At 72.8% G+C, this 25,350-nt stretch carries 21 protein-coding genes; 7 read left to right on the top strand and 14 right to left on the bottom strand.

Annotated features, from left to right (window positions below; genetic code table 11):
• Positions 1-144: 144 nt before the first annotated feature.
• The 3 genes from AC3E6M_RS00225 to AC3E6M_RS00215 all read left to right on the top strand — a co-directional run bounded on the left by AC3E6M_RS00225 (position 145) and on the right by AC3E6M_RS00215 (position 3,683).
• Positions 145-1,149 carry an alpha/beta hydrolase gene (locus AC3E6M_RS00225; protein ID WP_138177571.1) on the top strand — a complete coding sequence of 335 codons (1,005 nt, stop codon included), beginning with the start codon at positions 145-147 and terminating at the stop codon, positions 1,147-1,149.
• Between the two features lie 178 nt (positions 1,150-1,327).
• A complete protein-coding gene (locus AC3E6M_RS00220) occupies positions 1,328-2,704 on the top strand; it encodes an amidohydrolase family protein (protein ID WP_138177569.1) in 1,377 nt (458 codons plus the stop codon).
• Positions 2,705-2,894: 190 nt separating this feature from the next.
• A complete protein-coding gene (locus tag AC3E6M_RS00215) occupies positions 2,895-3,683 on the top strand; it encodes an alpha/beta fold hydrolase (protein WP_212743536.1) in 789 nt (262 codons plus the stop codon).
• A 133-nt stretch (positions 3,684-3,816) separates the two neighbouring features.
• On the opposite strand, the gene AC3E6M_RS00210 is transcribed toward AC3E6M_RS00215, so the two are convergent.
• Together AC3E6M_RS00210 and AC3E6M_RS00205 are read right to left on the bottom strand one after the other, a co-directional pair.
• Positions 3,817-4,530: a response regulator gene (locus AC3E6M_RS00210; RefSeq protein ID WP_490528736.1), complete on the bottom strand. Its 714-nt coding sequence runs from the start codon at positions 4,528-4,530 to the stop codon at positions 3,817-3,819.
• Entirely contained in the window at positions 4,527-5,807 is a 1,281-nt protein-coding gene (locus tag AC3E6M_RS00205) for a sensor histidine kinase (RefSeq protein ID WP_490528735.1), read from the bottom strand. The genes AC3E6M_RS00210 and AC3E6M_RS00205 overlap by 4 nt, the downstream gene beginning before the upstream one ends.
• A gap of 121 nt (positions 5,808-5,928) precedes the next feature.
• Between AC3E6M_RS00205 and AC3E6M_RS00200 the strand changes: the two genes are divergently transcribed.
• From AC3E6M_RS00200 to AC3E6M_RS00190, 3 genes are read left to right on the top strand one after another with little or no spacing between them, the layout of a single operon-like run.
• Positions 5,929-6,957, top strand: a complete 1,029-nt coding sequence (locus AC3E6M_RS00200) for a tripartite tricarboxylate transporter substrate binding protein (RefSeq protein WP_171024374.1) — start codon at positions 5,929-5,931, stop codon at positions 6,955-6,957.
• Positions 6,957-7,514 (top strand): tripartite tricarboxylate transporter TctB family protein, encoded by a 558-nt coding sequence (locus AC3E6M_RS00195; protein WP_138177561.1) that lies wholly within the window; start codon positions 6,957-6,959, stop codon positions 7,512-7,514. The genes AC3E6M_RS00200 and AC3E6M_RS00195 overlap by 1 nt, the downstream gene beginning before the upstream one ends.
• Before the next feature lies 1 nt (position 7,515).
• Positions 7,516-9,039 carry a tripartite tricarboxylate transporter permease gene (locus AC3E6M_RS00190; protein ID WP_138177559.1) on the top strand — a complete coding sequence of 508 codons (1,524 nt, stop codon included), beginning with the start codon at positions 7,516-7,518 and terminating at the stop codon, positions 9,037-9,039.
• A gap of 164 nt (positions 9,040-9,203) precedes the next feature.
• Here the strand turns inward: AC3E6M_RS00190 and AC3E6M_RS00185 are convergent, their stop codons facing one another.
• The 11 genes from AC3E6M_RS00185 to AC3E6M_RS00135 form a co-directional block, all read right to left on the bottom strand.
• Entirely contained in the window at positions 9,204-10,412 is a 1,209-nt protein-coding gene (locus AC3E6M_RS00185; RefSeq protein WP_138177557.1) for an MFS transporter, read from the bottom strand.
• A 697-nt stretch (positions 10,413-11,109) separates the two neighbouring features.
• The gene (locus AC3E6M_RS00180; RefSeq protein ID WP_138178308.1) at positions 11,110-11,889 is read right to left on the bottom strand and encodes a creatininase family protein; all 780 of its coding nucleotides are present in this window, start codon (positions 11,887-11,889) and stop codon (positions 11,110-11,112) included.
• Entirely contained in the window at positions 11,886-13,214 is a 1,329-nt protein-coding gene (locus AC3E6M_RS00175) for an FAD-binding oxidoreductase (RefSeq protein ID WP_138178310.1), read from the bottom strand. Before AC3E6M_RS00175 ends, AC3E6M_RS00180 begins: the two co-directional genes overlap by 4 nt.
• Positions 13,215-13,473: 259 nt before the next feature.
• Complete coding sequence (locus tag AC3E6M_RS00170; RefSeq protein WP_490528734.1) at positions 13,474-14,652, bottom strand: ABC transporter substrate-binding protein; 1,179 nt, start codon at positions 14,650-14,652, stop codon at positions 13,474-13,476.
• 149 nt (positions 14,653-14,801) lie between these two features.
• On the bottom strand, positions 14,802-15,698 hold the full coding sequence (locus tag AC3E6M_RS00165; protein WP_490528733.1) for an ABC transporter permease: 897 nt from the start codon (positions 15,696-15,698) through the stop codon (positions 14,802-14,804).
• Positions 15,695-16,474, bottom strand: coding sequence for an ABC transporter ATP-binding protein (locus AC3E6M_RS00160; protein ID WP_138178252.1), 780 nt, complete (start codon positions 16,472-16,474; stop codon positions 15,695-15,697). The genes AC3E6M_RS00165 and AC3E6M_RS00160 overlap by 4 nt, the downstream gene beginning before the upstream one ends.
• A gap of 7 nt (positions 16,475-16,481) precedes the next feature.
• Positions 16,482-17,771: an amidohydrolase family protein gene (locus AC3E6M_RS00155; protein WP_490528732.1), complete on the bottom strand. Its 1,290-nt coding sequence runs from the start codon at positions 17,769-17,771 to the stop codon at positions 16,482-16,484.
• A gap of 315 nt (positions 17,772-18,086) precedes the next feature.
• Positions 18,087-19,865, bottom strand: a complete 1,779-nt coding sequence (locus AC3E6M_RS00150) for an ABC transporter permease subunit (protein ID WP_138177982.1) — start codon at positions 19,863-19,865, stop codon at positions 18,087-18,089.
• A 5-nt stretch (positions 19,866-19,870) separates the two neighbouring features.
• Positions 19,871-21,394 (bottom strand): ABC transporter substrate-binding protein, encoded by a 1,524-nt coding sequence (locus AC3E6M_RS00145; protein WP_138177980.1) that lies wholly within the window; start codon positions 21,392-21,394, stop codon positions 19,871-19,873.
• Positions 21,395-21,444: 50 nt separating this feature from the next.
• Positions 21,445-22,089, bottom strand: coding sequence for an ABC transporter ATP-binding protein (locus tag AC3E6M_RS00140; protein WP_138177978.1), 645 nt, complete (start codon positions 22,087-22,089; stop codon positions 21,445-21,447).
• Positions 22,086-22,727, bottom strand: a complete 642-nt coding sequence (locus AC3E6M_RS00135; protein WP_252371072.1) for an ATP-binding cassette domain-containing protein — start codon at positions 22,725-22,727, stop codon at positions 22,086-22,088. The genes AC3E6M_RS00140 and AC3E6M_RS00135 overlap by 4 nt, the downstream gene beginning before the upstream one ends.
• 33 nt (positions 22,728-22,760) lie before the next feature.
• Here AC3E6M_RS00135 and AC3E6M_RS00130 point away from each other — a divergent pair, with 33 nt between their 5' ends.
• The gene (locus AC3E6M_RS00130; RefSeq protein ID WP_171024396.1) at positions 22,761-24,008 is read left to right on the top strand and encodes an MFS transporter; all 1,248 of its coding nucleotides are present in this window, start codon (positions 22,761-22,763) and stop codon (positions 24,006-24,008) included.
• Here the strand turns inward: AC3E6M_RS00130 and AC3E6M_RS00125 are convergent.
• On the bottom strand, positions 23,969-25,150 hold the full coding sequence (locus AC3E6M_RS00125) for a glycosyltransferase family 4 protein (RefSeq protein WP_394529632.1): 1,182 nt from the start codon (positions 25,148-25,150) through the stop codon (positions 23,969-23,971). The two genes, AC3E6M_RS00130 and AC3E6M_RS00125, sit on opposite strands and share 40 nt — an antisense overlap.
• Between the last annotated feature and the right edge of the window lie 200 nt (positions 25,151-25,350).

The raw sequence follows: 25,350 nt of genomic DNA, 5'->3' as shown, positions 1-25,350 counted from the left end.
CCGCGACGCCGGTGTTTCGGGGGCGTAACGCTCTCTCGTGCGGCGCCACGTCGTCGCCCCGGTGCCCCTACGCTCGGTCGCGGTCCCGGGCGGCGGCATCCGCGTGTCTTGGACACTCGACCACTCCACCCCGAGAGGAGCCCCGTGAGCGACGGCGTCCACCCCGCCATCACCGACCCCGACGTGCGCGCGCACCTCGCCCGGCTCGCCGCGCAGGCGGGCACGATCCCCTCGGGCGCGACGGATGCCGAGGGCGACGACGCCGCGCGGATTGCCGAGCTCCGCGCGAACCCGTCGTGGGTGCGGCTGCCCGACGACGAGGTCATCGAGTCGCTCGACACCGCGACCGGCGACCTGGCGCTGCGGATGTACCGGCCGCGCGCGGGACATCGCGGAACCCTCGTCTTCGCCCACGGCGGAGGGTGGGTCGCGGGCGACCTCGACAACAACGACGCCCTGTGCCGCGCACTCGCCGCCGCCACCGGCGCGCAGGTGCTGAGCGTCGGCTACCGGCTCGCGCCGGAGCATCCCTTCCCCGCCGGGCTCGACGACCTCGATCGCGCGCTGCGCTTCGCCGCCGACGGCGCGGGCGGTCTGGTCGAGGATCCCGCGGCTCTGGGCGTCGCCGGACACAGCGCGGGCGGCAACCTCGCCGCCGCGCTGGCGCTGCGCTCGCGCGAGGGCCGGGCTCCCGGCATCCGAGTCCAGGTGCTGCTGTGCCCCGTGCTCGACGCGCCCGACCCCGACCGCTCGAGCTACCGCGCCCACACCGAGAACCTGCCGCTGACCGCGAAGGGTATGCAGTGGTACTGGGGGCTGTACGTGCGGGATGCCGCCGCAGCGGGTGGGGTCGCACGGGAGCGTCGGTCCGATGCGCAGGTCGGGACCGCGGCGGTGCCCGTCGAAGCGGCGCCGCTGCGGGCCGCGGATCTCACCGGCTCCGCGCCGGCGGTGATCGTCGCGGCGGGCGTCGACCCGCTGTCCGATGAAGCGGAGGAGTACGCCGCGCGGTTGGCGGCATCCGGAACCCCCGTCGAGTTCGCGCGGCGGGAGGGCGTCCCGCACCTGTTCCTGGTGTTCCCGTCGACCCCGGCGCGCGACGCGGTGCTCGCGGGGATCGCGCCCGCGGTGCGGGCGGCGTTCGCCTGACCGCCCGGGGCGGCCGCGACGGGAGGAGATTTGGCGGCGGGAGGACGTTCGCGCGCGGAACGATCCTCCGCCGGCCGAAAATCCTCCCGCGCCCGCGTCGGTCCCTCTCCCGCCCCCGCAAACCACCCGCCGCACGCTCGGAACACCGCGGAAACACGCGATTGTTACCGTCATCAACATGTCGCTTCTGGTCACGAACGCACGTCTCATCACGGTCCCCGCGGGCACCGACGACCCCGGCTACATCGAGCGCGGATACATGCTCGTCCGCGACGGCCGCATCGCCGCGATCGGCGCCGGCGACCCCGATCCGGGGGTCACGGCCGACGAGATCCTCGACGTCGACGGCAAGTTCGTCGCCCCGGGCTTCGTCTCCTCCCACAGCCACCTGTTCACCAGCGGTTCCCGCGGTCTTGGCGTCGACCAAACGCTGTACGGCTGGTGCACGTCGATGTTCAGCGTCCTCAACAACGCCTCGCCCGACCAGATCTACTGGGCCACGCTGCACGGCTCGCTCGACTTCCTCGCCAACGGCGTGACCACCGCCTACAACTTCACCGACCCGCTGCTGCCGTGGGAGCCGATGGTCGACGGCAAGCGCTCCGACGGCGGGGGCGTTCTGCGCGATCACGCCTGGCACACCCGGCAGGCGGACGGATGCCTCGACGCGGGGCTCCGCTTCGTCGACTCCATCGCGCTCGATGCGACCGTCGGCACCGACGACGAGATCTTCGCCCGGTTCGAGGCATCCCTCGATCACATCCTCGCGATGGATCCGGACATCGCACTCGGCGCCTCGATCATGGGGCAGGTGCAGTGGTCGACGCGGCCGGATGCCGCCGAGATCGAGGTCGCGGTCATGGACCGCTTCGGCGTCACCAATCAGGCGCACTTCCTCGAGACGTATGAGGCGATCGAGCACCAGCAGACGAAGTTCCAGCTGTACAAGAACGCCGGGGCGCTCCGCCCCGGCATGATGTTCGGGCATTTCATCCAGACGACGCCCGAGATCATCCGGGATGCCGCCGAGGGCGGCGCCGCGATGTCGTGGCAGCCCGCGTCGAACGGGCGTCTGGCGTCGGGGATCGCGCACGTGCCCGAGATGCTGGACCTCGGCATGAAGGTCGGCATGGGCCTCGATGACCAGGCCTGCACCGACGTCGCCGACCCGTGGCAGAACATGCGCATGGGCATGTTCATGCAGCGCGCCCGCACCCACGACCCGCTGTCGATGATGCCCGAGCGCGTGCTGCGCCTGCACACCCTGGGCGGCGCCGAGATCATGGGCGTCGACGACCGCGTCGGCAGCCTCGAGGTGGGGAAGTTCGCCGACTTCGTGGTGGTCGACCCGCGGCTCCCCGACGTCGGCCCGCTGTGGAACCCCGTGCGCAGCTACGTTCTCGCGTGCGGCCTCCGCAACCTGAAGCAGGTCTACGTCGGCGGGAAGCTCGTGAACGAGAACGGTGTCTCGACCAACCCGCTCGCGGCCGAGGCTTCCGAGGCGCTGCACACGCAGCTGCCGGCGCTGGCGGACGAGTTCGGCATCATCCTGTAGGCCACTGGTCCCGCCCACCGCTCGAGAGCGTGCCGCCGGGCGGCGCGGCGCCGCAAATCGCCGAGACTGCATTCCACTGACAACTCCATTGCACGCTGCAGTGGGGATGTCAGGGAGATGCAGTCTCGCGGGCATACGGCGGCGGCCGGGCGTGCTCGCGCTCCGGGACGGAGCGTGCCAGCGTGGGCGCATGCGCACGACGATGGCCGGGCTCGACGTCCACACCTCCGCCGACGACCTCACGGGCCGCGAGGTCCTGCTGTGGCATCACGGCTCGCCGCAGACGCGGGCGATCCTGCCGCCTGTGAAGGCCGCCGCAGACGCCCACGGGCTCGCGGTCGTCTCGGTCGCCCGGCCCGCGTACGCCGGGTCGCCGCGGATCCCTGGCCGCAGCGTCGCCGACGTGGCCGAGGGGCTGCGCCCGGTCGTGGAGCGCTTGGGCGTGGCATCCGTCGTCTCGGTGGGTGCCTCGGGCGGTGGGCCGCACGCGATCGCGTGCGCCGCGGCGATGCCGGGGCTCGTCCGGCGCGTGGTAACGTTCGCCTCGCCGGCACCGTTCGACGGCAGTGACGCATGGTTCGCGGGAATGCAGGCCCCGCAGGCCCTGCGGGCGGCGACGCACGGCGAAGACGCGCGCCGCCGCTTCGCCGAGATCGACGAGTGGGACCCGGAGTCGTTCGTGGATGCCGACTACGCGGCGCTCGATGGAGACTGGGCGTCGCTCGGGGCAGACGTCGCGGCTTCCGCGCCGTACGGGATCGACGGGCTGATCGACGACGACCTCGCGTTCGCGCGACCGTGGGGGTTCGCGCTCGCCGAGGTCACGGCATCCGTTCTGCTCGTGCAGGGGGAGAGGGACCGCGTGATCCCGCCGCAGCACGCGCGGATGCTCGCCGCGGGGCTGCCGCACGCGACGCTCGACCTGCACCCCGACGACGGGCATGTCTCGGTGCTGCGGCACCTGGCGACGGCGCTCTGACGCGATCCCGGTTCGCGAGACCGCATCCGGCTGACATCCCCACTGCACGCTGCAATGGAGATGTCAGCCAGGTGCAGTCTCGAGACGCAGGCGCCGGCGCGGGCGCCGGCCGGTACCCGCCGCTCCCGGCCGCTCAGACGGGCGGCGGTGGCGCGAGCCGGTAGAGGATGCGCGGGCGGCCGCGGGCGCCGTACCGGTGCGCGAGGTCGATGACACCGGTGGCGACGAGGTGCTCGAGGTACCGCTGCGCGGTGGCGCGCGACAGCCCGCACGCGGCGGCGACGTCGGCCGCGGACACGAGGGTGACCGGGTCGAGCGCCGCCCGCACCCGCTCGAGGGTCACCGGGGCCAGACCCTTCGGCAGGGCGGACGCGGCGGCGCGGTCGGGCACGCGCACCGTGCCGGTCGTGAGGAGGCGGTCGATGTCACCCTGGCTGAGCGACCGGTCCCGATCGGCATCGGCTCGCGCACGCCGTTCCACACGGTAGGTCTCGAGGCGCTGGCGCAGCGTCTCTTCGGTGAACGGCTTCACGAGGTAGCCGATGACGTGGGCCGCGAGGGCTTGCCGCACCGTCACCTGATCCTGCGACGAGCTGATGACGAGCACGTCGAGACCCTCGGCGCCGAGGGTGCGGAGGCGATGCAGCACCTCGACGCCGCTGATGTCGGGCAGGCGCATGTCCAGCAGCACCAGGTCGACACCGCCGAGGGCCTGCGCCACGGCCGCCTCGCCACTGCCCGCCGACCCCACGACGGCGAACCCCGGAGCGCCCGCGACGTAGCGCCCGTGCAGGGCGCGAGCGGCGGCGTCGTCGTCGACGACGAGAACGCGGATCCGGTCGGTCATCGCGGCGCCGCCATCTCGAACTCGAAACGCGTCCCGCCCCACGCCGACCGCGTGACGAGGATCTCGCCATCGCGTTCGGCGACCGCGCGGCGCACGACGGCGAGACCGATCCCGCGGCCCGTGCCGAGGGGATCGGGCTTCGACGTGTAGCCGCGGGTGAACGCGCGCTCGACGTCGCGCGGGTCCAGACCCGGCCCGTCGTCGTCCACGGCCCCGTGCAGCACGTCGCCGACGAGGTCGAGGGTGCACCGTACGCGCGCGGCGCCCGCTTCGGCGGCGTTCCGGCACAGGTTGGTGAGCACGAGCACGACGGTCTCGTCGATCGGGGTGTCGCGGTCGATCCGGACCTCCAGGCGCGCTCCCCGCGCCGACACCTCGCTGCGGAGGGCCTCGATGCTGGCGCTGACGACAGAGGCATCCAGGCGGGTCTCCGACGGCTCGCGGGGCGCGAGGCCGGGCATCGCGTCGGAGATGTAGGTCAGGGCGTCGCGGGTGTCGCCGTGCGAGACGAGGCCATGCAGCACGTGCAGGCGGGTGCCGAACTCGTGCGCCTGCTCGCGTAGCGCCACCATGGTGCGCGCGGTCTGCTCCTGCTCGGCGGCCAGCGCGTCCAGTCGCCGGAAGCGCCGCTCGATCGCCGCGGCCAGCAGCGACGACGCGAGCGTCCCGACGACGAGAGCCCCGAGCGCCCACGGCAGCAGATCGCCGAGTGCCTCGTCGCGGTCCGCCAGGATGCTCGACTCCAGCACGCCGACGGCGACCATGCCGACCACGGCGTCCCCATCACGGACGGGAACCTTCGCTCGCAGCGAGCTGCCCGAGGGTCCGGTCTCGGTGCCGAGGAACGGCGTTCCGGCCAGCACGCTGGCGTTCGTCGTCTCGACCTGGAGACCGCGCTGCCCGCTCTCGGGGTGGGTGATGCGCACGCCCTCGTCGTCGGTGATCACGACGTAGAACACTCCGGCGGTGCGCTGCACCAGATCGGCGAGCGGCTGCAGTGTCGACGTGGCCTCCGCGAGATCGCCGGCGTCGGCCAGACGCGCGCTGGTGCCGACGGACGAGACGGATGCCACGGTGCGGCGCACATCGTCGAGCTCGGCGAGGCTCGCCGCGACGTCGTAGACCCGCTCGGCGGTGTCGTCGCGGATGTGGCGTTCCTGCGCCGACGCGGCGATGAGGGTCGTGAGCCCCACGGCGGTCAGCACGATGAGGCTCGGGAGCACGACGAGCGCGCGGCGGACCACTCGGGCGGGGACCGAGGGGGTGACGTCGGGCATGGCAGGGACATTCTCTCGCGCGCACTATGAGCACAATGCGACCGGGGGGTGCGGTGCGGCCCCCTCCTTGAGAGCGTCGTCACATTCTGCGAGACGACGACGTTCGCAAGGAGGAGCTGTGATGACGGAGCCTACGCCTCCCTCTGCCCCCGACCATGCGCCCCCGGCCGCCCGGCGCCGATGGATCCCCCGCGCCATGGGCGGTGCGGTCGCCGTGACGGCGATCGCGGTCGCCGCGTACGGATCGATCACTTCGGCCGCCGCCGGCGACGACATCCACGCGTCGATGACGATCATCGCGCCCGCTGCGGCCGGCGGCGGGTGGGACGGTGTCGCGCGCGAGCTGCAGCAAGCGCAGAAGGCGAACGGCCTGGTCAACAACGTGCAGGTCGTGAACATGCCGGGCGCCGGCGGCACGATCGCGCTCGGCAACGTCTCGGTGCTGAACGGGCAGGCGAACAACCTCCTCGTCGGCGGGACGGGACTCCTCGCCGCCACGGTGCAGTTCAACTCGGCCGCGACACTCGACGACGTCACCCCCCTGGCCGTCATGGTCGAGGAGTACGACGTGATCGTCGTGCCGGCGAACTCGCCCTTCCAGACGCTCGACGATCTGGTGCAGGCGTGGAAGTCCGACCCGCGTGCGCTCCCCTGGACCGGGGGCGGCTCGTTCGATCAGCTCGTCGTGGCCGATCTGGCGCTCGCCGCCGGCATCCCGCCCTCCGAGATGACCTACATCTCGTCGGACGGCGGGGGCGAAGCCATCCAGGCCCTGCTGAACGGCACCGCCCAGGCGGCCGCGGGCGGCTACCCCGACAACATCGACCAGATCGAGTCGGGACGCCTGCGGGCCCTGGCGCTCGTCGCCGACGAGCCACTCGAGGGGGTCGACATCCCGACGGCGGCCGCGCAGGGGTACGACGTCACCCTCACCAACTGGCGCATGCTCGCCGCCCCGAGCGGTCTGAGTGACGAGCAGGTCGGCGACTTGACCGACCTCGTCCTCGAGTCGACCGCGACCCCCGAATGGGCCGACGCCCGCGCCCGCTACCACTGGACCGAGCGCCTGATCACGGGCGATGACCTCACGACGTTCCTCGCCGAGGAACGCACCCGGATCGAGCGACTGTACGAGGAGATGGGCCTGTGATGCCGTCGAACAACCCGACCTCCGTCTCGGCGGTCGTGGGCAACAGGCTGCGGTTCCGCCGGGGTCGCGGAGCGGTGGGAATCGCCAAGACGCTCGCGATGCCGGCGGTGCTCGCGGCGTTCGCGACGTACCTCGTGTACGGCATCGTCACGATGAAGGTGCCGCCGTCCGCGGCCTTCCCCGGGCCGCAGTTCTTCCCCGGCATCATCGCGGCGGGCCTCTACGTCTTCGCGGTCATCCTCGGGATCGGCGCGCTGCGCGCGCTCGGCGAGAGCCCGGCGGATGCCGCGGAGCCGGGCGAACGGTCGGTCGGCGTCGACTGGCGATCGTTCGCGTGGGTCGTGGGGTCGTTCCTCGTCTTCGCGTTCCTGCTCGGCATCCTGGGCTGGATCGTCGCCGCGGCAGTGCTGTTCGCGGGGATCGCGCGCGGCTTCGGCCACACCCGGTGGCTGTTCGCGCTGTTCGTCGGCCTGACGATCAGCTCGCTCACTTACATCGCATTCGACATGGGGCTGGGGCTCTCCCTGCCCTCCGGCATCCTGGGATGGGCCTTCTGACATGGACGTTCTCGCTCTGCTCGGCGAAGGATTCGCCGGCGCCCTGACCTGGCAGAACCTCATCTGGGTGCTCGTGGGCTGCGTGCTCGGCACCGCGGTCGGCGTCATGCCCGGCCTCGGCTCGTCGATGGCGGTCGCGTTGCTGCTTCCCGTCACCTTCTCGCTCGACCCGACCGCAGCGTTCATCATGTTTTCGGGCGTGTACTTCGGCGGCCTGTTCGGCGACTCGATCACCGGCATCCTGTTGAACACCCCCGGGCAAGCCTCGGCGATCGCCTCGACGTTCGAGGGCCACAAGATGGCGCTGAACGGCCGTGCGGCCCAGGCCCTCGCCACCGCCGCGATCGGCGCCTTCATCGGCGGCATCGTCGCGTGCGTGCTCCTGGTCTTCTTCGCCCCGCTGCTGGCGGATCTGTCGAGCAGCTTCGGACCGGCGGAGTTCTTCGCGCTCGCGATCTTCGCCTTCGCCGCGACGTCGTCGGTCGTCACCGACAACGCCGTGAAGGGGCTCGCCTCCCTCTTCCTGGGCCTCGGGATCGCGGTCATCGGCGTCGACGGCGTCTCGGGCGCACCCCGGTTCACGATGGACTCGCCGAACCTCTTCGACGGCATCTCGCTCGTGACCGTGACCGTCGGCATCCTGGCCCTCGGCGAGGTCATCTACGTCGCTTCCCTCGAGCGCCACATCTCGAACAAGACGCTCATCCGCCCCACGGGTCGCCCGTGGCTGTCGCGGAAAGAGCTCACGGAGGCCACCCCGGCGTGGCTGCGCGGCACGGCGATCGGACTGCCGTTCGGCGTGATCCCCGCCGGCGGAGCCGAGATCCCGACCTTCCTCGCGTACGGCATCGAGAAGCGCCTCGACGCGCGGCGGAAGAAGCCGGTGTTCGGCACCGGCGCGATCCGGGGCCTCGCCGCTCCCGAGGCGGCGGGCAACTCGACGACCGGCATGGCCATGGGGTCGCTCTTGGCCCTCGGCCTGCCGATCTCGGCGACCGCGGCCATCATGCTCGCGGCGTTCCGGCAGTACGGCCTGCAGCCCGGTCCGCTCCTGTTCGAGCGGGCACCCGACCTGGTGTGGGCGCTGATCGCGAGCTTCTTCCTCGCGATGGTGGTGCTGCTGATCCTGAACTTGCCGTTCGCGATGCTGTGGGCCAAGCTCCTCGTCATCCCGCGCCCGTACCTGTACGCCGCGATCGCGGTCTTCTGCGGGCTGGGCATCTACGCCACCTCGGGTGCGACGTTCGACCTGCTCCTGCTGCTGGGCGTCGGGCTGCTCGGTTTCCTGCTGCGCACCAACGACTACCCGCTCGCGCCGCTCATCATCGGCATGGTGCTGGGACCGCTCGCCGAGACGAGCCTGCGGGATGCCGCGATGAGCGCCAACGGCGACCTCACCACGCTCGTGCAGAGCCCGATCGCGCTGGCGATCTACGCCGTCCTGGCCGTGGTGCTGGTGTTCGCGATCCGCAACCGCGTGATGGCCCGACGGGCGCCTGCCCGCGAGCTCGTCGACGCGTCCTGACGGGCGGCCGGGTTGGGGCGGCGCGTGCGAGCCGCGTCCTGGCGGTCGGCCGGGCCGGGGCGGCGCGTGCGAGCCGCGAGACTGCATCCGACTGACAACTCCACTGCAGCGCGCACCCCGGATGTCAGTCGGATGCAGTCTCGGCGGAGGTCGCGCCCGCCGCGTCAGCGACGCGACACCCGGAGCAGCGCCTCACCGATCGCGGCGATCGCGGCGGCGGCCGCCAGGGCCACCGCGATCGTGATCAGCGCGGTCGCGGGGCCCGTCGCATCCAGAGCCGATCCGGCGATCACGCCGCCGATCGGGACACCCAGCGACATCGCCGCCGTCGGGTAGGCGAGGGTCTCGGTCACGCGGCCTTCGGGGGCGCGGGCCGAGGCCACGAGGATCCCCGACACCATCACGGGCGAGACGGCGAGACCGAGGACGAGAATCGCCGCGAACAACACGGGCGCGGATCCCTGCGCCACCGGCAGCGCCAGCGCGACTACCGCGGCGAGCGCCGCGAAGCCGATGTAGCGCGCGATCGGCGACAGCCGCCACGCGCGGGCTCCCGTGATCACCGATCCCACCGCGATCGCCACGGCAAGGGCGCTGAAGGCCGGACCGGCGAGCCACGGGCGACCACCCACCTCCGCCCAGCCGACGAGAGTCACGTCGAAGGCGCCGAACACGCCCCCCAGGGCGATGCACGCCAGCGCGACGGGCACGACGCCGGCGGGCGGCCACACGAAACGGGGGCGACCTGCGGTGTCGGTCCGGGCGGGTTCGGTCCCGCGCTGCGAGGCGAGCCACACCCCGCCGACGAGCCCGAGCACGAGCGAGCCCAGCATCGCCACGGCCGGATCGATCGCCGCCGCGACGGCCGTGATCGCCGGCGGACCCGCGATGAACACCATCTGATCGGCGATCGTCTCCAGCGCCAGCGCGGGGGTGCGCTGCGACTCCGGCGCCAGCACCGTCCACCGCGCGCGGACGGCCGAGGTGAGGTCGGGTGTCGACGCCCCCGTCGCGAACGCGGCGACGAGCCACGTCCAGAACGGCGCACCCGTCAGCACGAGGGCGAGCAGAGCGGATGCCGACAGCACGAGGCATCCGAGCGAGATCAGGATGACGCGGGCCTGGCCGTGCCGGTCCATCCGCGACGACCATAGGGGCGCCGCGATCGCCATGCCGACGACGAGCGGCGCTACCACGACACCGGCCGAGCCGAAGCTGCCGGTCGCGGCCGAGACGAGCAGGATGATCCCGAGCGACAGCGTCGCCCGGGGGAAGCGCGCGAGGATGCCGGCCGCGACGAAGGACCGCGCCCCGGGCAGGCGCAGTACTTGCCCGTAGGCGCGGATGCCGGTCGCTTCGGCCGCGACGCTCATGCGGTGCCTCCCTGCGCTCGTGCACAACTCCTGCGGGTTCCGGGCCGCAATGGCCGTGGCGTGCCGAGGCGCCGGATGTGCAGGAGTTGTGCGGGGCCGGTGCCGGTGCCAGCGGCGCGGGCGGTGGCGGTGGCGCGGGCGGCGGTCGGGCGGCGTCGTGCACAACTCCTGCGGATTTCGGGCCGCAAGGGCCCTGGCGTGCCGTGGCGTCGGATGTGCAGGAGTTGTGCAGGGTCGGTGCCGGTGCCAGCGGCGGCGCGGGCGGTGGCGGGGGCGGCGGCGGCGGGGGCGGCGGTCGGGCGGCGTCGTGCACAACTCCTGCGGGTTCCGGGCCGCAAGGGCTCTGGCGTGCCGAGGCGCCGGATGTGCAGGAGTTGTGCAGGGGCAGGGGCGGGGGCGGTGGCGGCAGGCGTGCGGCGTCGTGCACAACTCCTGCGGATTTCGGGCCGCAAGGGCCCTGGCGTGCCGTGGCGTGGGGTGTGCAGGAGTTGTGCGGCGGCGGGGGCAGTAGGGGCGGTGCCGGCGGTGGCGCGGGCGGTGGCGACGGTGCCGGCAGTGGCGACGGTGCCGGCGGCGGGGGCGGGGGCGGTGGTCGCGCGGCGTCGTGCACAACTCCTGCACCTTCGCGCCGACGACGGTCCCGGCGTGCCGAGGCGTCGGATGTGCAGGAGTTGTGCGGGCCGGGCGCGCAGCCCGCTCACGCGGTGTAGTCGAATCGGCTGATCTCCTCGAGCGCCTCGACGACGAACGAGACGCTCTGCTCGAACAGCTCGGCGCCGTGGGCGGCGTTCGCGCCGGTCGGGTCGCCGAGCACGCCGGTGGGGCCGAAGTCATTCGAGAGCCACCCGAAGGTGACGGGCTTGCCGTTGAAGCCGATGTGCCGGAAGTCGCCGATGTGCGCGGGCACGGTCGCTTCGAACTGCGAGGCGTCGACGAGCTCGGGCCGCAAGTGCATGATCATGCTCGTCTCGCCGTGCCCGGCGTGGATGCCGGTGCCGTGCTCGTCCGGGCCGCCGTCGGTGCCGTCGAACGAGGGCACGCGCGCGGCGGGCATGAAGAACGTGCGCAGCCCGAAGCGGCGGCGCAGCTCGCGGTTCGCGACGTTCAGCAGCGCGACGTTACCGCCGTGGCCGTTGAGGAACACGAGCGTCCGGGCTCGCGTCGTCATCAGCGATCGGCCGATGTCGACGACCGTCTGCATCATCGTCTCGGGCGTGAGCCACAGCGTGCCCGGCGCCCACGAGTGCTCGTCCGACTTCGTGATCGACAGGGTCGGCAGCTGCCAGACGTCGAGGCCCATCGCCGCGGCCCGCGCGACGGCGGCCGTGGCCGAGGCCTCGGCGACGATGGCATCCGTCGCCAGGGGCAGGTGGGGACCGTGGTGTTCGATCGCGCCCGTGGGCAGCACGAGGATCGACTCAGAGGTGAGGGCCTCGGCGGCGGCGGGGCCGCTGAGCTCGGCGAGCAGCCGGCTCATCGGATCGCTCCCTTGCGCGGGCCCGCGTACGTCGGGTCGAGCTTTCCCGGGTTCAGCAGCCCGTGCGGGTCGGTCACGCGGGCGGTCTCGGCGGTCTGCTCGACGTTGAAGTCGACGTTCCACTGGTGCGGGTTGTGCACGCCCACGCCGATCGCGTTGAGCGCGGCGATGCCGGCGTACACCTCGTCTTCGCTCACGTAGGGCGCGGCGAGCATGCCGATCGGGTGCTCGCGCGTGGACTCGACGTGCAGCTTCCCCCCGGGGAACACCGCCTCGACGGCGTCGACGGCCTCGGTCAGCGGCATCCCGGCCACCTCGAGGTGGAACACCTCGTGCGGCTGGCTTTTCTGGTACCACTCGATCGGGTGGTTGTAGCTGAGCATCGACAGGCGGATGCTCGCCTGCGGCCCCTCGCGCACCGCCTCGACGCGGCCGCCCGCGCCCTCGATGATCGCGGTGACGGTGTCGATGAGCGACGCGTCGATGATCGTGCGCAGGCTCGAGCGGCCCGCGGGGATCGCCTCGTCGGCGGGGAGGGATGCCGAGATCTCGGGCCCGTCGCCCGAGACCAGGCGCGGAGCGGGCTCGAGGTTGCCGATGGTCTGCAGCACCGAGAGGGTGCCGGCGTAGTCGGGGAAGCTCGCCCACAGCCCGCGCCATTCGCGCAGCGGCTCCAGGCGTACGGTCGCGCGCACGATGACGCCCGCGGTGCCGTAGTTGTGCACGTACTTCTGCGCCTCGTCGCCCTCGACGTGGATGATGTCGGCGCTGCCGTCGGCGTGCACGACGTCGAGCGCGGCGACGAAGCCGCGGTCGTTCGAGCCGTGCTCGATCGAGCCGGTGCCGCCGGAACCGCCCGACAGGAAGCCGGCGAGAGTGGACTGCGCGGTCGAGGGGTACATCCAGAGGGCCTGGCCGGCGGCCCACGCGGCCTGCTCGAGCAGCACCATCGGGGTGCCCGCCTCGGCGGTGATGTAGCCGTCGCCGACCTCGACGATGGCCTTCGCGCGGGTGGTGTCGATGACCAGTCCGCCGTGCATCGGGATGCCCTGGCCGTAGTTGCCGGTGCCCTTGCCGCGCACGGTGACGGGAACGCCGTGGCGCGCGGCGGCAGCGACGGCGATCGCGATCTGCTCGGCATCCGCCGGGAACACGACGAGGTCCGCGAGGCCGAGGGGGAGCTTGGCCGCGATGATCGGCGACATCGGCGAGCCGTCGGTGCTGGCGCGCTCGCGCACACGCGGTTCGGTGCTGACGGCGGCGGGACCCAGCAGGTCGAGCAGCTCGTCCTCGAGGGAGAGGACACGGGTGGCGGTGTCGGTCATGGGTGTCTCCGGGTGACGCTGGTGGGTGGATGCCGGGGCGGGGTGGATGCCGGGGGTGGCTAATCGCCGAGACTGCATCTGGCTGACATCTGGGCTGCGGGCTGCAGTGGAGTTGTCGGCGGGATGCAGTCTCGCGAGCCGGGGCGAGGCGGGAGCCGGGGCGCGAGCCCGGGCGGGAGCCAAGGCAGCGAGCCAGGGCAGGGCGGGGCAGGAGCCCCCGGGCGGCCCGGTCCGCGCGAGGCGGGCCGGGCCGTCACGGTCAGAACGAGATCGAGGTGTCGATGAACTCGTTCGTGTACAGGTCGGCGGGGGTGTACCCGGCGGCCGGCGGGGTGCCGAGGTCGGTGTAGACCTTGCTGGCCTTGGTGAAGAAGTCCTCGAAGCGGGCGTCGTCGAAGTTGCCGTAGGTGGAGTCGGGGCCGTCGCCGACGAGGCCGAGGTCGACCTGCGTCTTGACCGAGTAGTCCGCCACGCCCTGCGTGTAGGTCCAGCCCGTGTCGTACTCCTCGACGAGCTTCAGGATGAGGTCGTTCGTCGCCTTGGGGTCCTGGTAGTACGCGACGCCGGCCTTCTGCAGGACGGGGACGAGCTTGGTGAGGCAGGGGCTCAGCGTGTCGAAGTCCGCGGACTTCACCGACATCGACGACTGGTAGGTCTGCCATCCCGAGTCGTGGATGAGGGCGAACTTCACGGGCTTGCCCCAGGCCGAGACCTCGTTCTGGTAGACGAACGGCTCCGCCGAGGCGAAGCCCTGCTGCATGTCCTTGCCGCCGGCGGCGACGAAGTTGGACGGGGTGCCGTCGTACGAGCCGTCGAGGACCGCGGGGCTCGCGAGCCCCGCGCTCTTGAGGTACTCGATGTAGGCCGAGCCGTCGAAGTAGCGCCACACGCCGCCGTTGCCCTCGAGGGCGGGCTTGACGTCCTGGATGGTCTTCACGTCGGGGTACGTCGCGGGGTCCCACATGACCATGGTCGGGCTGATGTCGAGCGGGGCCATGACGGCCTTGGTGGGGGTGGTGCCCGAGAGCTGGATCGCCTCGTCGGTGCTGACGTAGCCGAGGGTGATCTTGTCGTCCTGGTACATCTGGGCCGAGACGGTCTGGAAGCCGATCGCGGGACCGCCGGCGCGGATCTCGAGGTTCACGCCGGTGTACTCGCCGTCCGACATGAGCGGGCCGGTGACCGCCTTGGTGTTGGCGTCGATCGTGTAGTCGTCCTTGATCATCTCGTACAGGTGGCCGTGCTCGGCCTCCGGGTTCCAGTCGGTCTGGACGACGATCGTCGCGGGGCAGTCGGCCGAGAGGTCGACCGAGCCGATGGCGAGGTCGGAGCTGCTCGGCGCCGATTCCGCGGCGCTGCCGGCGCACGAGGTGAGCGTGAGGGCGATCGCGAACGCGCCGGTGACGGCGGTGCCGCGGACGAGGGTGCTGCGCTTCATGCTGTTTCGCTTTCTGTGACGGGTGGAGCTCTCGGGTGCGGAGGTGGTGCAGAAGGGGTCGGATGCCACGGCCGCGGGCACGCCCGAGGGCGCGATGCCGTGGCATCCGGTGTCTGGGGGTGGAACGGGGTGAGGGAGCGGGGTGGGCGTCAGCGGGCGGCTTCGTACCAGCGGCCGACGGCCACCTTGGACAGCCAGCCGAAGAAGGCGAAGATCGCCACGCCGAGGAGGCAGGCCGCGAGGATCGCGGCGAACAGCTCGGCGCTCTGCAGACGCGACTGGTAGTTGGAGATGAGCGAGCCGATGCCCGGCTCACCGCGGCGGAAGAAGTAGTCGCCGACGATCGCGCCGATGACCGAGAGTCCGGCCGAGGTGCGCATGCCGACGAAGATCGAGGGGAGCGCGGCGGGGAGGGTGAGCTTGGTCAGGACCGTCCACTTGTTGGCCTTCTGCAGGCGGAACAGCTCCTGCTGCGACTTGTCGACCGACTGCAGACCGAACAGGGTGTTCGAGACCATGGGGAACAGCGCGATCAGGACGCAGACGATGACGCGGGCGAGGAACTCGTAGCCGAACCAGAAACCCACGAGGGGCACGAGGGCGAGGATCGGGATGCACTGCAGGATCACCGCGTAGGCGTAGGTGCTGCGCTCGACCCAGCGCGCCAGCGACATCGCGATGGCCCAGCCGACGCCGATGACCATGGCGATCGCGAGGCCCGTGAGGGCGACGCCCGTGGTGCGGAACAGCGCGGTCCAGATGTCGACGCTGACCTGCGGGTCGAAGAAGCCCTTCGTGAACATCTCGTGCGGCATCGGAAGGAGGAAGCCCTTGCCCGTCGCCGTGAGGACGCCCGAGACGACGTACCAGGCGCCGACGAGGACGGCCAGGACCCCGAGCGGCGGTCCCGCGAGCAGCAGCGCGCGGGCGATGGGGCCGCGACCGCGGGGCGGAGCCTTCGGGGCCGCGTCGATCGGCGGGATGGGGGTGGATGCCGTGGGCTCGGACGTTTCGGAGACGACCGGCTCTGCAGAGGTGGTGCTCATGAGTGTCCTTCCCGGAGGGCGTGGGAGACCTCGCCGACGAGCTTGGCGAACTCGCCCGTGTAGCGGATCTCGGGGTCGCGAGGCATGTCGAAGGGGACCTCGAAAGTGTCGACGAGGTGACCGGGGCGACCCGACATCACGACGACCTTGGTGGAGAGGTAGACCGCTTCGGACACCGAGTGGGTGATGAAGAGGCCGCCGAACTTCTGCGCGACGAAGATCTTCAACAGCTCGTCGTTCAGGCGTTCGCGCGTGATCTCGTCGAGCGCACCGAACGGTTCGTCGAAGAGGAACAGCTCGGGGTCGAGCGTCAGCGAGCGGGCGAGCGACGCGCGCATCTTCATGCCGCCCGACATCTGCTTGGGCAGGTGCTTCTCGAAGCCCTTCAGGCCCACGAGGTCGATGGCCCACTGCGCCTTGGGCGTGCGCACCCGCTTGGGCTGCCAGTTCAGCTCGGCGAGCAGTTCGACGTTGGATTGCACGTCGCGCCAGGGCAGGAGCGTGGCGTCCTGGAAGACGTACCCGATGCGGTCGGTGTTGACCGTCGCCGTCCCCTCGCTGGCCGACTCGAGGCCGGAGGCGATGCGCAGCAGCGTCGACTTGCCGCAGCCCGAGGGGCCGACGACGCTGACGAACTCGCCGCGCTGCACGACGAGGTCGACTCCGGAGAGGGCGGTGGTGCCGTTGGGGAACGTCATGGCGACGTTCCGGAAGTCCAGTAGCGGCGCGGAGGGGCCCGCGAGCGTGGCTGCCGGGGAGGGGGAGGCGAGGGTCACGGAACGCTCACTTTCCGGTCGAGACGAGGGTCGGGAGTGCCGGTGCGGATGCGTCGGCGGTCGGTGCGGGTGGGGCGGTGGGGGCGGCGATGCGGGTGGAGACGGTCGTGCGGGCGACGACGCGTCCGCGGTGGAGGACGACGCGGTCGGCGGAGGCGAAGGCGACGGCCTCACCGAGCGAGTCGGCGCGGACGGCGACGAGGTCGGCGCGGGCGCCGGGGATCGGGCCGGCGAGGGGCAGGTTCATCACGTCGCGGGCGCCGGTGGTGACGGCCTCGACGGCGTCTTCGGGGGCGAGGTGCCCGGCGGCGACCAGCAACGAGGCGGTCTCGAGGTGGTCGCAGCGTCCCACGGGGTTGAACGGGTCGCGCACGTTGTCGGCGCCGGCGGCGACGCGGACGCCGGCCGCCTTGAGGCGCCCGATCGGCGCGATTCCGCGGGGCACCGCGTGAGCGGCATCCCACCCCTGCAGGTAGAGGTTGGTGATCGGCAGGGCGATGACGCCGATGTCGGCGGCGCGTACGGCCTCGGCGAGGGGGGCGAGATCTTCCGTGGGCATCATGCTGAGGCGGACGCAGTGCCCCGCGGTACGGGGACGGTGCCAGCCCGTGACGGCGCGGGCGTAGGCGGCGAGGGTGTCGGCACCGGCGAGGCTCTCGTCGGTGTGCAGGTCGAGTCCGACGTCGCGGCGCCGCGCGAGGGCGATGAGGCGCTCGAGGTCGGCGATCGGGTCGTCGGCGAGGTGCGGGGCGCCGCCGACCAGGTCGATGCCCGCGTCGAGCGCGGCCTCGAAGACCGCGTCGGGCACGGTCGGCCCGCCGAGCGCGACGAGCTCGATGTCCATGAGGCCGGCGAGTTCGTCCCGCAAGCGGACGAGGGCGCGGACTCCGGTCAGCGCGTCTTCTCCGCGCAGCAGGTCGACGTGGGTGCGGACGGCGGTGATCCCGGATGCCAGCATCCGCAGCGCCGTGGACCGCGCACGGTCGAGCGTGTCCTCCTCGTCGAGCGTCATCGCGAAGGCGTGCCAGCTCTCGATCGCGCGCTCGAGGTCGCCGAACGGCGGCCGGATGGCATCCCAGGACTGCGACTTGTCGAGGTGCGCGTGGGGTTCGGCGCCCGCCGCGGTGACGACGTAACCGGTGAGGTCGAGGGTCTCGCCGCTCGTCTCGGGCAGCGGGGAGCCGCTCGGGACCACAGCGACGACGGTGTCGCCGTCGATCGCGATGTCCACGAGCGCACCGGAAGCCAGTCGCGCGTTGTGGATCGCGGTGATCGAGACGGGTGGAGCGGCGGACACGAGGACCTCCGAAGAGTGAGGGGAAGGATGCCACGTCATCGAGGCGTGCCGTCGGGAGCGGCGTTCCAGTGTTGGTGTGACCAACATCTGCGGTGTTTCCGATGCTAGGAACCGGTCGTTTCCGCCGTATTTCCCGCTCGTGACCCTCTCGACAAACCTGGGACGCCCGGCGCCCGGTGTCGACTCCGCGCGCCGCGGGGTGCGGGCACCCTCAGCGATGCGCACAACCTCAGTTCCGTCCCCGGCTTTCGGACTGAGGTCGTGCACATCGCTGAGCCACCGCCGTCGGCCGCGCGATTCGACCGACGAGCAGCGTCACAGAGGCACGGACTCCACGGCGACGGGCGTCTCCTCGGCGGCGGGCGTCCGCCGCCCCTCGCGCCGCCGCGGCCGCAGCCCGGCCGCCGCGACCGCGAGCACCGACGTCGCCACGAGCGCGAACGCGGGAGCCACGGTCGTCCAGGGTGCCCGCTCGACGTAGTCGATGCCCTCCGACAGCAGCAGGCCCCACTCCGGCTGCGGCGGTTGCGCGCCGAGCCCGAGGAACCCGAGCGCGGCGAGGGCGAGGGCGACACCCGGCAGCCGCAGCATCCCATGCCGCAGGAGCGGCGGGATGACGGTCGGCACGACGTGCCGCGTCCAGATCTCGGTGCGCGACGCCCCCGACAGCGGCATCCATTTCACGTGCGGCGCCGCGAGAGCCTCGTCCAGGAGCGCGGCGGCGTGCGTCGTGAGCGGCGGCCACGTGACCCACAGCACGGCGAGCGCCGCCCCGCCCACCGAGGGGCCGAGCAGGGCCGCGACGATGACCCCCGCGAGGATCGGCGGGGTCGCGTTCGCGATCTCGGCGGGGCCGCGAGCGATCTCGCCCACGATCGCGAGCAGCAGCGCCACGACGATCGCGAGCAGCACGATGCCGAGCGAGGGCAGGAGCGTCCCGACGGTGCCGTGGGCGACGCGGGCCAGCAGGTCGCGGCCGCTCGCATCGGCCCCGAACGGCAGCGCGAGACTCGGCGGGCTCAGCCGCGCGTGCGCCAGGGCGTACGGGTCGCGCGGCAGGCCGGTCGCGAAGATGAGCAGCAGGATGCCGATCGCCACCGCCACCGTCACCCGTGCGGCGCGGCCGTCCCCGCGCGCTTCGGGAGGGGCGGCGAGGGCTCCCGGCGGCAGCGGTCCGCCGCGCAACGCCCGCCGGGCGGCCCCGGTGAGCAGCCCGACGGCCACCGCCGCGACCGCCATCAGCAGCACCCCGCCCTGCAGGGCGGGCAGGTCCTGCGCGTTGGCGGCGCCCAGCAGGTAGCGCCCGAGTCCGGGAATCGCGAAGACCTGTTCGACGGCGACCGCTCCGCCCAGCACGCCGATGATCACGAGGCCGGCCTGATCGACCACGGCGGCTCCCGCGCGGCGCAGGACGCCGGCCACGAGCACGCGGCGGGGTGCGCCGGCGAGCCGCCACACCTCGACCCACCGCTCCTCGGTGACCCCCGCGATCGCGTCGGCGAGCAGCCGCCCGAGCAGGCCGCCCGAGGGGATGCCGAGCGCCAGCGCCGGCAGGATCGCGGTGTCGAGTCCGCTCCAGCCGTACGGCGGCAGCCACCGCAGCTGGACGGCCACGACGACGAGCAGTGCGCTCGCGAGCAGGAACTCCGGGAGCGCCGTGAACGCGACGCCCACGGGCCCGGAGCCGCGGGAGGGTCGGTCCCGCACGATCCGGCCGATGGCGGGGGCGACGAGGGCCGCCGCCACCACGAGCGCCACGACCATCGAGAAGCCGGTGAGGGTGAGCGAGACGCCGAGAGCGTGCCATACGCCGGGGGCGATCTCCCCACCGCTCACCCAGGACCGGCCGAGGTCGCCCTGCAGCACGTTCGCCCACCAGCGCACGCTCGTCGCGATCGGGCCGCCCTCCAGGCCGAGCTCGGTGCGGATGGCATCCAGGGCTTCCGGGGTCGGCTCGAGCTCGGCGTATCTCGCGCGCAGGATGGATGCCGCGGGATCGCGCTGCGACAGCCAGGGCAGGGCCCCGGCGATCACGAGCAGCGCGATCCCGCTGAGCACGCGGGAGACGAGCCCGGCGATGTGGCTGTGGCGCACGGTCGTCAGTCCGCGAGGTGGGTCTTCGCGGTCACCAGCAGACGCTCGCGCGGATCGCGCGCCGCGTCGACGACCGACGTCGACTCGCCCTGGACGACGCGCTCGTGCAGCAGCGGCACGGCGGCATCCGTCGCCAGCACCCGGGCCTCGGCCGCCATCGTGGCGCGCTGACGGTCGGTGCCCGCCGCCGTCGCCGAGGCGGTGGACACGGCCCGGTCGACGTCGGCGGCGCAGAGCTGCGCGATCGAGAAGCCGCCCTCGCACGTGAAGTCCGACGCGAGGTACGCCACGGGGTCGCCCGAGTCGAGCACGGTCGCCCGCGACAGGATGAACGCGTCGAACTTCCCGTCGAGGGCGTCGGCCTCGATGAACTGGTACTCGCGCACGTCCTGCTGCACGACGAACCCTGCGGCCTCGAGCTGCTGCTCGAGGATCACCGCCACCTCGGGCAGCTCGGCGCGGTCGGTGAAGGTGCCGAGCGTGATCGGGATGCCGGACACCGCCGCCGCGGCGGGACGCGACGCCAACAGGTCGGTGTAGCCCGACTCGTCGCGGTAGTCCGCCGCCCACGTGAGCGCGGGGCCGAGCAGGCCTTCGGCCACGTCGGCGCGTCCCTCGTACACCGACGCCACGATCGCGGCGCGGTCGACGGCCGCGCGGGCCGCGGCGCGGACGGCCGGGTCGGCGAAGGGCCCGTTCGCGGTGTTCAGGTACAGCGTGTTGGTGCGGGGCATCGCGACCTCGTGCAGCAGGTTCTCGTCGATCGTCGCCGCCTGACCCGCGGGGATGGCCTCGACGATGTCGGCCGCTCCGGTGCGCAGGGCCGCCGCGCGCGCCGTCCCGTCCGGCACGAAGCGGACGTCGATGCCGGCAGCGAGGGCCGTGTCCCCCCAGTAGCCGTCGTAGCGGTCGAGGGTCGCGCCGACGATCCCGTCGACCGCGGTCAGCTCGAACGGCCCGGTCCCGGTGCCGACGGGGCTCACGCCGGTGTCGGTGTACGCGTCGTCGTCGAGGATCGCGAGCTGCGGGCTCGACAGCCGGTTCGGCAGCAGCGGGTCGGTCGTCCCGGTGGTCACCACGACGGCGTCCCCGTCGGCGACGACCGTCATGTCGACGCCGTTGAGGATGCGGGGCCGGGGACTCGCGTCGATCGCGTGCTGCAGCGCGTTCACGACGGAGTCGACCGTGAGGGCATCGCCGTTGTGGAAGGTCACCCCGGTGCGGATGTCGAAGCGCCACGTGGTGTCGTCGACCTGCTTCCACCCGGTGGCGAGAGCGGGCTCGGGGGTGCCGTCGGCGGCGAGGGTGACGAGCGTCTCGGCGGTCGACCAGCGCGACAGCTTGAACGCGTCGTCGCTCAGAGGGCTCAGGCCCGAGCGCGGCGGCTGCAGCATCGCGATCGAGATGCGCGCGTCGCCCCCCTCGGGAGCGGCCGACACGCCGGGTGAGAAGCACCCGCTCAGCAGGGGCAGCGCCGCGGGGACGAGGGCGAGGGCGAACAGGCGGTGGCGGCGCGGATATGCCGTCATGGTGGTTCCTTTCGGATGGAGGGTCGGGGGCGCTGCCGGGCAGCGCGGGATCACGCCGAGGGCGCGATCAGCGTCAGGGTGCGGTCGCAGCGTGCGGCGACGGCGGGGTCGTGCGTGACCAGGAGCAGTGCGGTCTCGGTCGAGCGGGCGAGGTCGACGAGGGCCTGTGACACGGCCGCGGTCCGAGAGGGGTCGAGGGCGCTGGTCGGTTCGTCGGCGACGAGGACCGCCGGGTCGACCGCGAGGGCGCGCGTGATCGCCGCGCGCTGCGCCTGCCCACCCGACACCTCCGACGGGCGCTGGTCGAGCAGGGAGCGATCGAGGTCGGCGAGCTCCGACGCCCGGTCGATGCGCCGGTCGACGTCGTGGCCGTCGGTGAGGCGGCGGACGGCGTCGGCGATCGAGCGGCGCAGCGTCCACCGCGGGACGAAGGCCGCCGCGGCATCCTGGGGCACCCCCTGCACGAGGTGGCGGTGGGCGCGCCCGGCGGGCCAGGCGCGTCCGGCCACGGTGACGGATCCGGATGCCGCGGCCCGCAGGCCCAGCACGATCTCGGCGAGCGTCGACTTGCCGGCCCCCGACCGGCCGACGACCGCGAGGGAGTGTCCGGGGGCGATGTCGAACGAGGTGGGGGAGAGGACCGGGCGGCCGCGCCCGTAGGCGGCGGTGACGGCCTCGACGACGAGGGCGCTCACGCCGCCACCAGCGCCCCGTCGGCCACCCGGATCCGAGCGGCGCCGAGTCGGTCGGCCACGGTCTCGTCATGCGTCGAGACGACGAGGGCCTGGTCGGTTCCGATCACGGTGGAGAAGAGGTCGAGCACGCGGTCGCGCGTGTCGTGGTCGAGGGCGCTCGTGGGTTCGTCGGCGAGCACGAGAGGAGCGCGCGAGAGCACCGCGAGGGCGATCGCGGCGCGCTGCGCCTGGCCGCCCGACAGCTCGGCGGGTCGCCGCCGGGCCGCGCGCGGATCGCCGAGGCCCACCGCCGCGAGCACCTCGCGCACGCGCTCCGCGGAGGTACGGGTGACGGTGCGCAGCTGCGTGCCCAGGGGGATGAGGGGGTGCAGGGCGTCCAGGCCGCGCTGCGGAACCATCGCGACACGCTCCGCGGCGGTGTCGCGCCGCCCGCTCGCGCTCAGGCCCGCGGCCAGGCGGCCGGAGAGCAGCCGGAGCAGCACGGTCTTGCCCGCCCCCGAGGGGCCGGTGACGGCGATGCGATCCCCCACGCGTACGGTGAGATGGTCCACGCGCAGCAGAACACGGCCGTCACCGGCCCGCACGACGGAGTCGGTGAGGGAGACGACCGGGGGGAGCGACGCGGGACCACTGTGCATAATGAGAATCATTCTCACCTATCCCGGAGTCCTGTGCCAAACCCGCCTGCCCGCACGCCCGTCCTGCTCGGGACGCAGTTGCTGTTCAACGTCGGCTTCTACGCCGTCGTGCCCTTCCTCGCGCTCGTCCTCACCGAGGATTTCGGGCTCGCCGCCGTCGCGGTCGGACTCGTCCTCGGGGTGCGCACGTTCATGCAGCAGGGCATGTTCCTCATCGGAGGGGTGCTCGCCGATCGCTTCGGCCCCCGCCGCGTCATCCTCTTCGGCTGCGCCGTACGCATCGCCGGTTTCGCGACGCTCGCGGGCTCGCTCCTGACCCCTGCGCCGGTCCTCGCGCTGTTCGTGCTCGGAACCGTGCTCACCGGCCTCGGCGGCGCGCTCTTCTCGCCCGGGCTCAACATCCTCATCGCGGAAGCCGAGGCTCGCCGTCCCGCTCCCGGCCCCCGCTCGCGGGCGTCGTTGTTCGCGTGGCTGAGCGTCACGGGTGAGCTCGGTGCCGTGATCGGCCCGCTCGTGGGTGCTGCGCTCCTGGGATGGGGGTTCGTCGTTGTGGCGCTGGGCGGAGCGGCGTTCTTCCTCGCGATCGGGGTGTTCCTCGCGGTCGCACTCCCGAGCACCCTCGCGGACCGTTCCGTCGACCGGCCACCCGGCCGGTGGTGGTCGCTGCGCGACCGCCGGTTCGTCGGCTTCTCGGCGCTGCACGCCGCCGACCTGCTGGCCTACAACCAGCTCTACCTCGCGCTGCCCCTGCAGCTGGCCCGGGTCCCGGATGCCGCGGCGGCGACCGCAGCGATGTTCGCCGGCGTCTCGGTGCTGACGCTCACGCTCCAGCTCCCGGTATCGAGGTGGGCCGCGCGCGTCGGGCCGGCGGTGGCGCTCCGGATCGGGTACGTGCTCTCGGCCGCGGGGTTCGCGGTCCTGGCCGTCGGCGTGTCGCTGCCGCTCGACGACGCCGCGCGCGTGGTGGCCGTCTTCGTCACCGCGGCGCTCGTGATCCTCGGACACATGACGACCCACCCGACGGCGCTCACGCTCGCTCCCCGCTTCGCCGCCGGGCGACCGACCGGGTCGTTCTTCGGCCTGCTCGCCACGTGTGGCGGGATCGCGGTGCTCCTGGGCAACCTCGTCGTCGGCGCGCTGTTCGCGTGGACGGCCGTTCCGAGCGCCGCGTGGCTGTTCCTCGCGGTGCCGCTCGTGGTCGCCGCGGCGATGGCGCCGCGATTGCTTCCGCGGACGGTCGATCAGGCTCCGGTCTCGAAAGCCACTCGCGCGACGCGGTAGACCTCGTCGACGCGCTCGACGTGCCGGTCGAAGTCGAGCGCGTCGGCGCTCGCGGCCGCTCCCGCGGTGACCGTCCGCCGCAGCTCCGCGTCGGTCGCGAGACGCCGGAGCGCGTCGGCGAACCCCGAAGGCGTGGCATCCCTCGAGACGGCGCCGTTCTCGCCGTCGACGATCAGGTCGCCGGCGGCCTCGGGGGTGGCGACGACGGGGCAGCCCAGCAGCAGGCTCTCGGCGATCACCAGACCGAACGTCTCGGGCCAGAGCGAGGGGAAGACCAGCGCGGTCGCCGAACGGATCAGCGCGCCCTTGGCCTCGGCATCCACCCACCCGACGTAACGGACGGTGTCGCTCTCGGCCGCCTCGACCCGGGGGCGTTCGGGACCGTCGCCCGCGATCACGAGGTCGGCGTCGAGCCGTGCCTCGGCCCACGCGCGCAGCAGCAGGTCGATGCCCTTGGGCTTCTGCAGTTTGCCGAGGAAGACGAACCGGGGGCGGTGCGGGGGAGTCCCCTCCGCGGGGAGGGGCGGTGCCGGCCATCCGTGGGGGACGACGAGGCACCGCGCGCGACCCGCCCGGAATCCGAGCTCGGCGTGCCGGCGTCGCGTCCGCTCGCTCGGGAACACCACGACGGTCGCCCGTCGCGCCGAGGTCGACACGATCCGGGCCCGAAGCCGCTGCACGAGACCGAGACGAGCGGGCAGCGCCCCCCGGCGCATCGTCGTGGATGCCGTGTCGACGAGGCAGTAGTCGTGGGCGGTGTGCACGACGGGGGCACGGCGTGCGCGCAGAACGCTCGCCCCCACCCCCTGGAACCGGTGGACGTGCACGACGTCGCGATCGTCCTGCACCCGGCGATAGGCGCGCGGGAGCAGCACACCGTGCACCGTGTCGACACCGTGGAAGACGGCCCGGACGAACGCCGAGGACCCGTGCCGGTCCGGCGCATACGGTCGCCACGTCGGGCGGACGGTGACCCTCACGCCGGCCGCGGCTGCGCGCGCGATGCTCTCGCCGTCCGCGACGGCCGTGATGATCGCGACATCGTGTCCGCGGGCCCGTTGCGCGGACGCGAGCGCGAAGAGATAGGCCTCCGCGCCACCCCAGGGGGTGACGAATGTGCTGTGGAGGTGGGTGATCCTCACGACGGTCTGTCTCCTCCCGAGCGGACCGGGGCCGCCGCCGCGACACACAGTAAGGGGCGGTGCGATGCGTCGTGCCGCCTTCGCCCCGGTGCCCCGCGCGCCGCCCGGGGCGTTCACGTGCGCTCTCGTCCCCCGGCTGCCATTGCTTCACCTGGCTCCGGCGGATCCGGATGCCGCGGCCTCGCCGCCGAGCGACCTGC

Source organism: Microbacterium sp. SCPM-O-B-15248 (M128) (assembly GCF_058214835.1).
Note: the sequence above shows the minus strand (reverse complement) of the source record. Positions and strands in the feature narration are given on the sequence as shown.

Excerpts from the sequence above, each read along its gene's own strand:
- AC3E6M_RS00180 (WP_138178308.1), bottom strand. The coding sequence starts at position 11,889 with ATGAGCCGGCTGCTCGCCGAGCTCAGCGGCCCCGCCGCCGCCGAGGCC.
- AC3E6M_RS00185 (WP_138177557.1), bottom strand. The coding sequence starts at position 10,412 with ATGAGCGTCGCGGCCGAAGCGACCGGCATCCGCGCCTACGGGCAAGTA.
- AC3E6M_RS00175 (WP_138178310.1), bottom strand. The coding sequence starts at position 13,214 with ATGACCGACACCGCCACCCGTGTCCTCTCCCTCGAGGACGAGCTGCTC.
- AC3E6M_RS00205 (WP_490528735.1), bottom strand. The coding sequence starts at position 5,807 with ATGCCCGACGTCACCCCCTCGGTCCCCGCCCGAGTGGTCCGCCGCGCG.
- AC3E6M_RS00145 (WP_138177980.1), bottom strand. The coding sequence starts at position 21,394 with ATGACGGCATATCCGCGCCGCCACCGCCTGTTCGCCCTCGCCCTCGTC.
- AC3E6M_RS00210 (WP_490528736.1), bottom strand. The coding sequence starts at position 4,530 with ATGACCGACCGGATCCGCGTTCTCGTCGTCGACGACGACGCCGCCGCT.
- AC3E6M_RS00215 (WP_212743536.1), top strand. The coding sequence starts at position 2,895 with ATGCGCACGACGATGGCCGGGCTCGACGTCCACACCTCCGCCGACGAC.
- AC3E6M_RS00220 (WP_138177569.1), top strand. The coding sequence starts at position 1,328 with ATGTCGCTTCTGGTCACGAACGCACGTCTCATCACGGTCCCCGCGGGC.
- AC3E6M_RS00190 (WP_138177559.1), top strand. The coding sequence starts at position 7,516 with ATGGACGTTCTCGCTCTGCTCGGCGAAGGATTCGCCGGCGCCCTGACC.
- AC3E6M_RS00135 (WP_252371072.1), bottom strand. The coding sequence starts at position 22,727 with ATGCACAGTGGTCCCGCGTCGCTCCCCCCGGTCGTCTCCCTCACCGAC.
- AC3E6M_RS00165 (WP_490528733.1), bottom strand. The coding sequence starts at position 15,698 with ATGAGCACCACCTCTGCAGAGCCGGTCGTCTCCGAAACGTCCGAGCCC.
- AC3E6M_RS00200 (WP_171024374.1), top strand. The coding sequence starts at position 5,929 with ATGACGGAGCCTACGCCTCCCTCTGCCCCCGACCATGCGCCCCCGGCC.
- AC3E6M_RS00170 (WP_490528734.1), bottom strand. The coding sequence starts at position 14,652 with ATGAAGCGCAGCACCCTCGTCCGCGGCACCGCCGTCACCGGCGCGTTC.
- AC3E6M_RS00195 (WP_138177561.1), top strand. The coding sequence starts at position 6,957 with ATGCCGTCGAACAACCCGACCTCCGTCTCGGCGGTCGTGGGCAACAGG.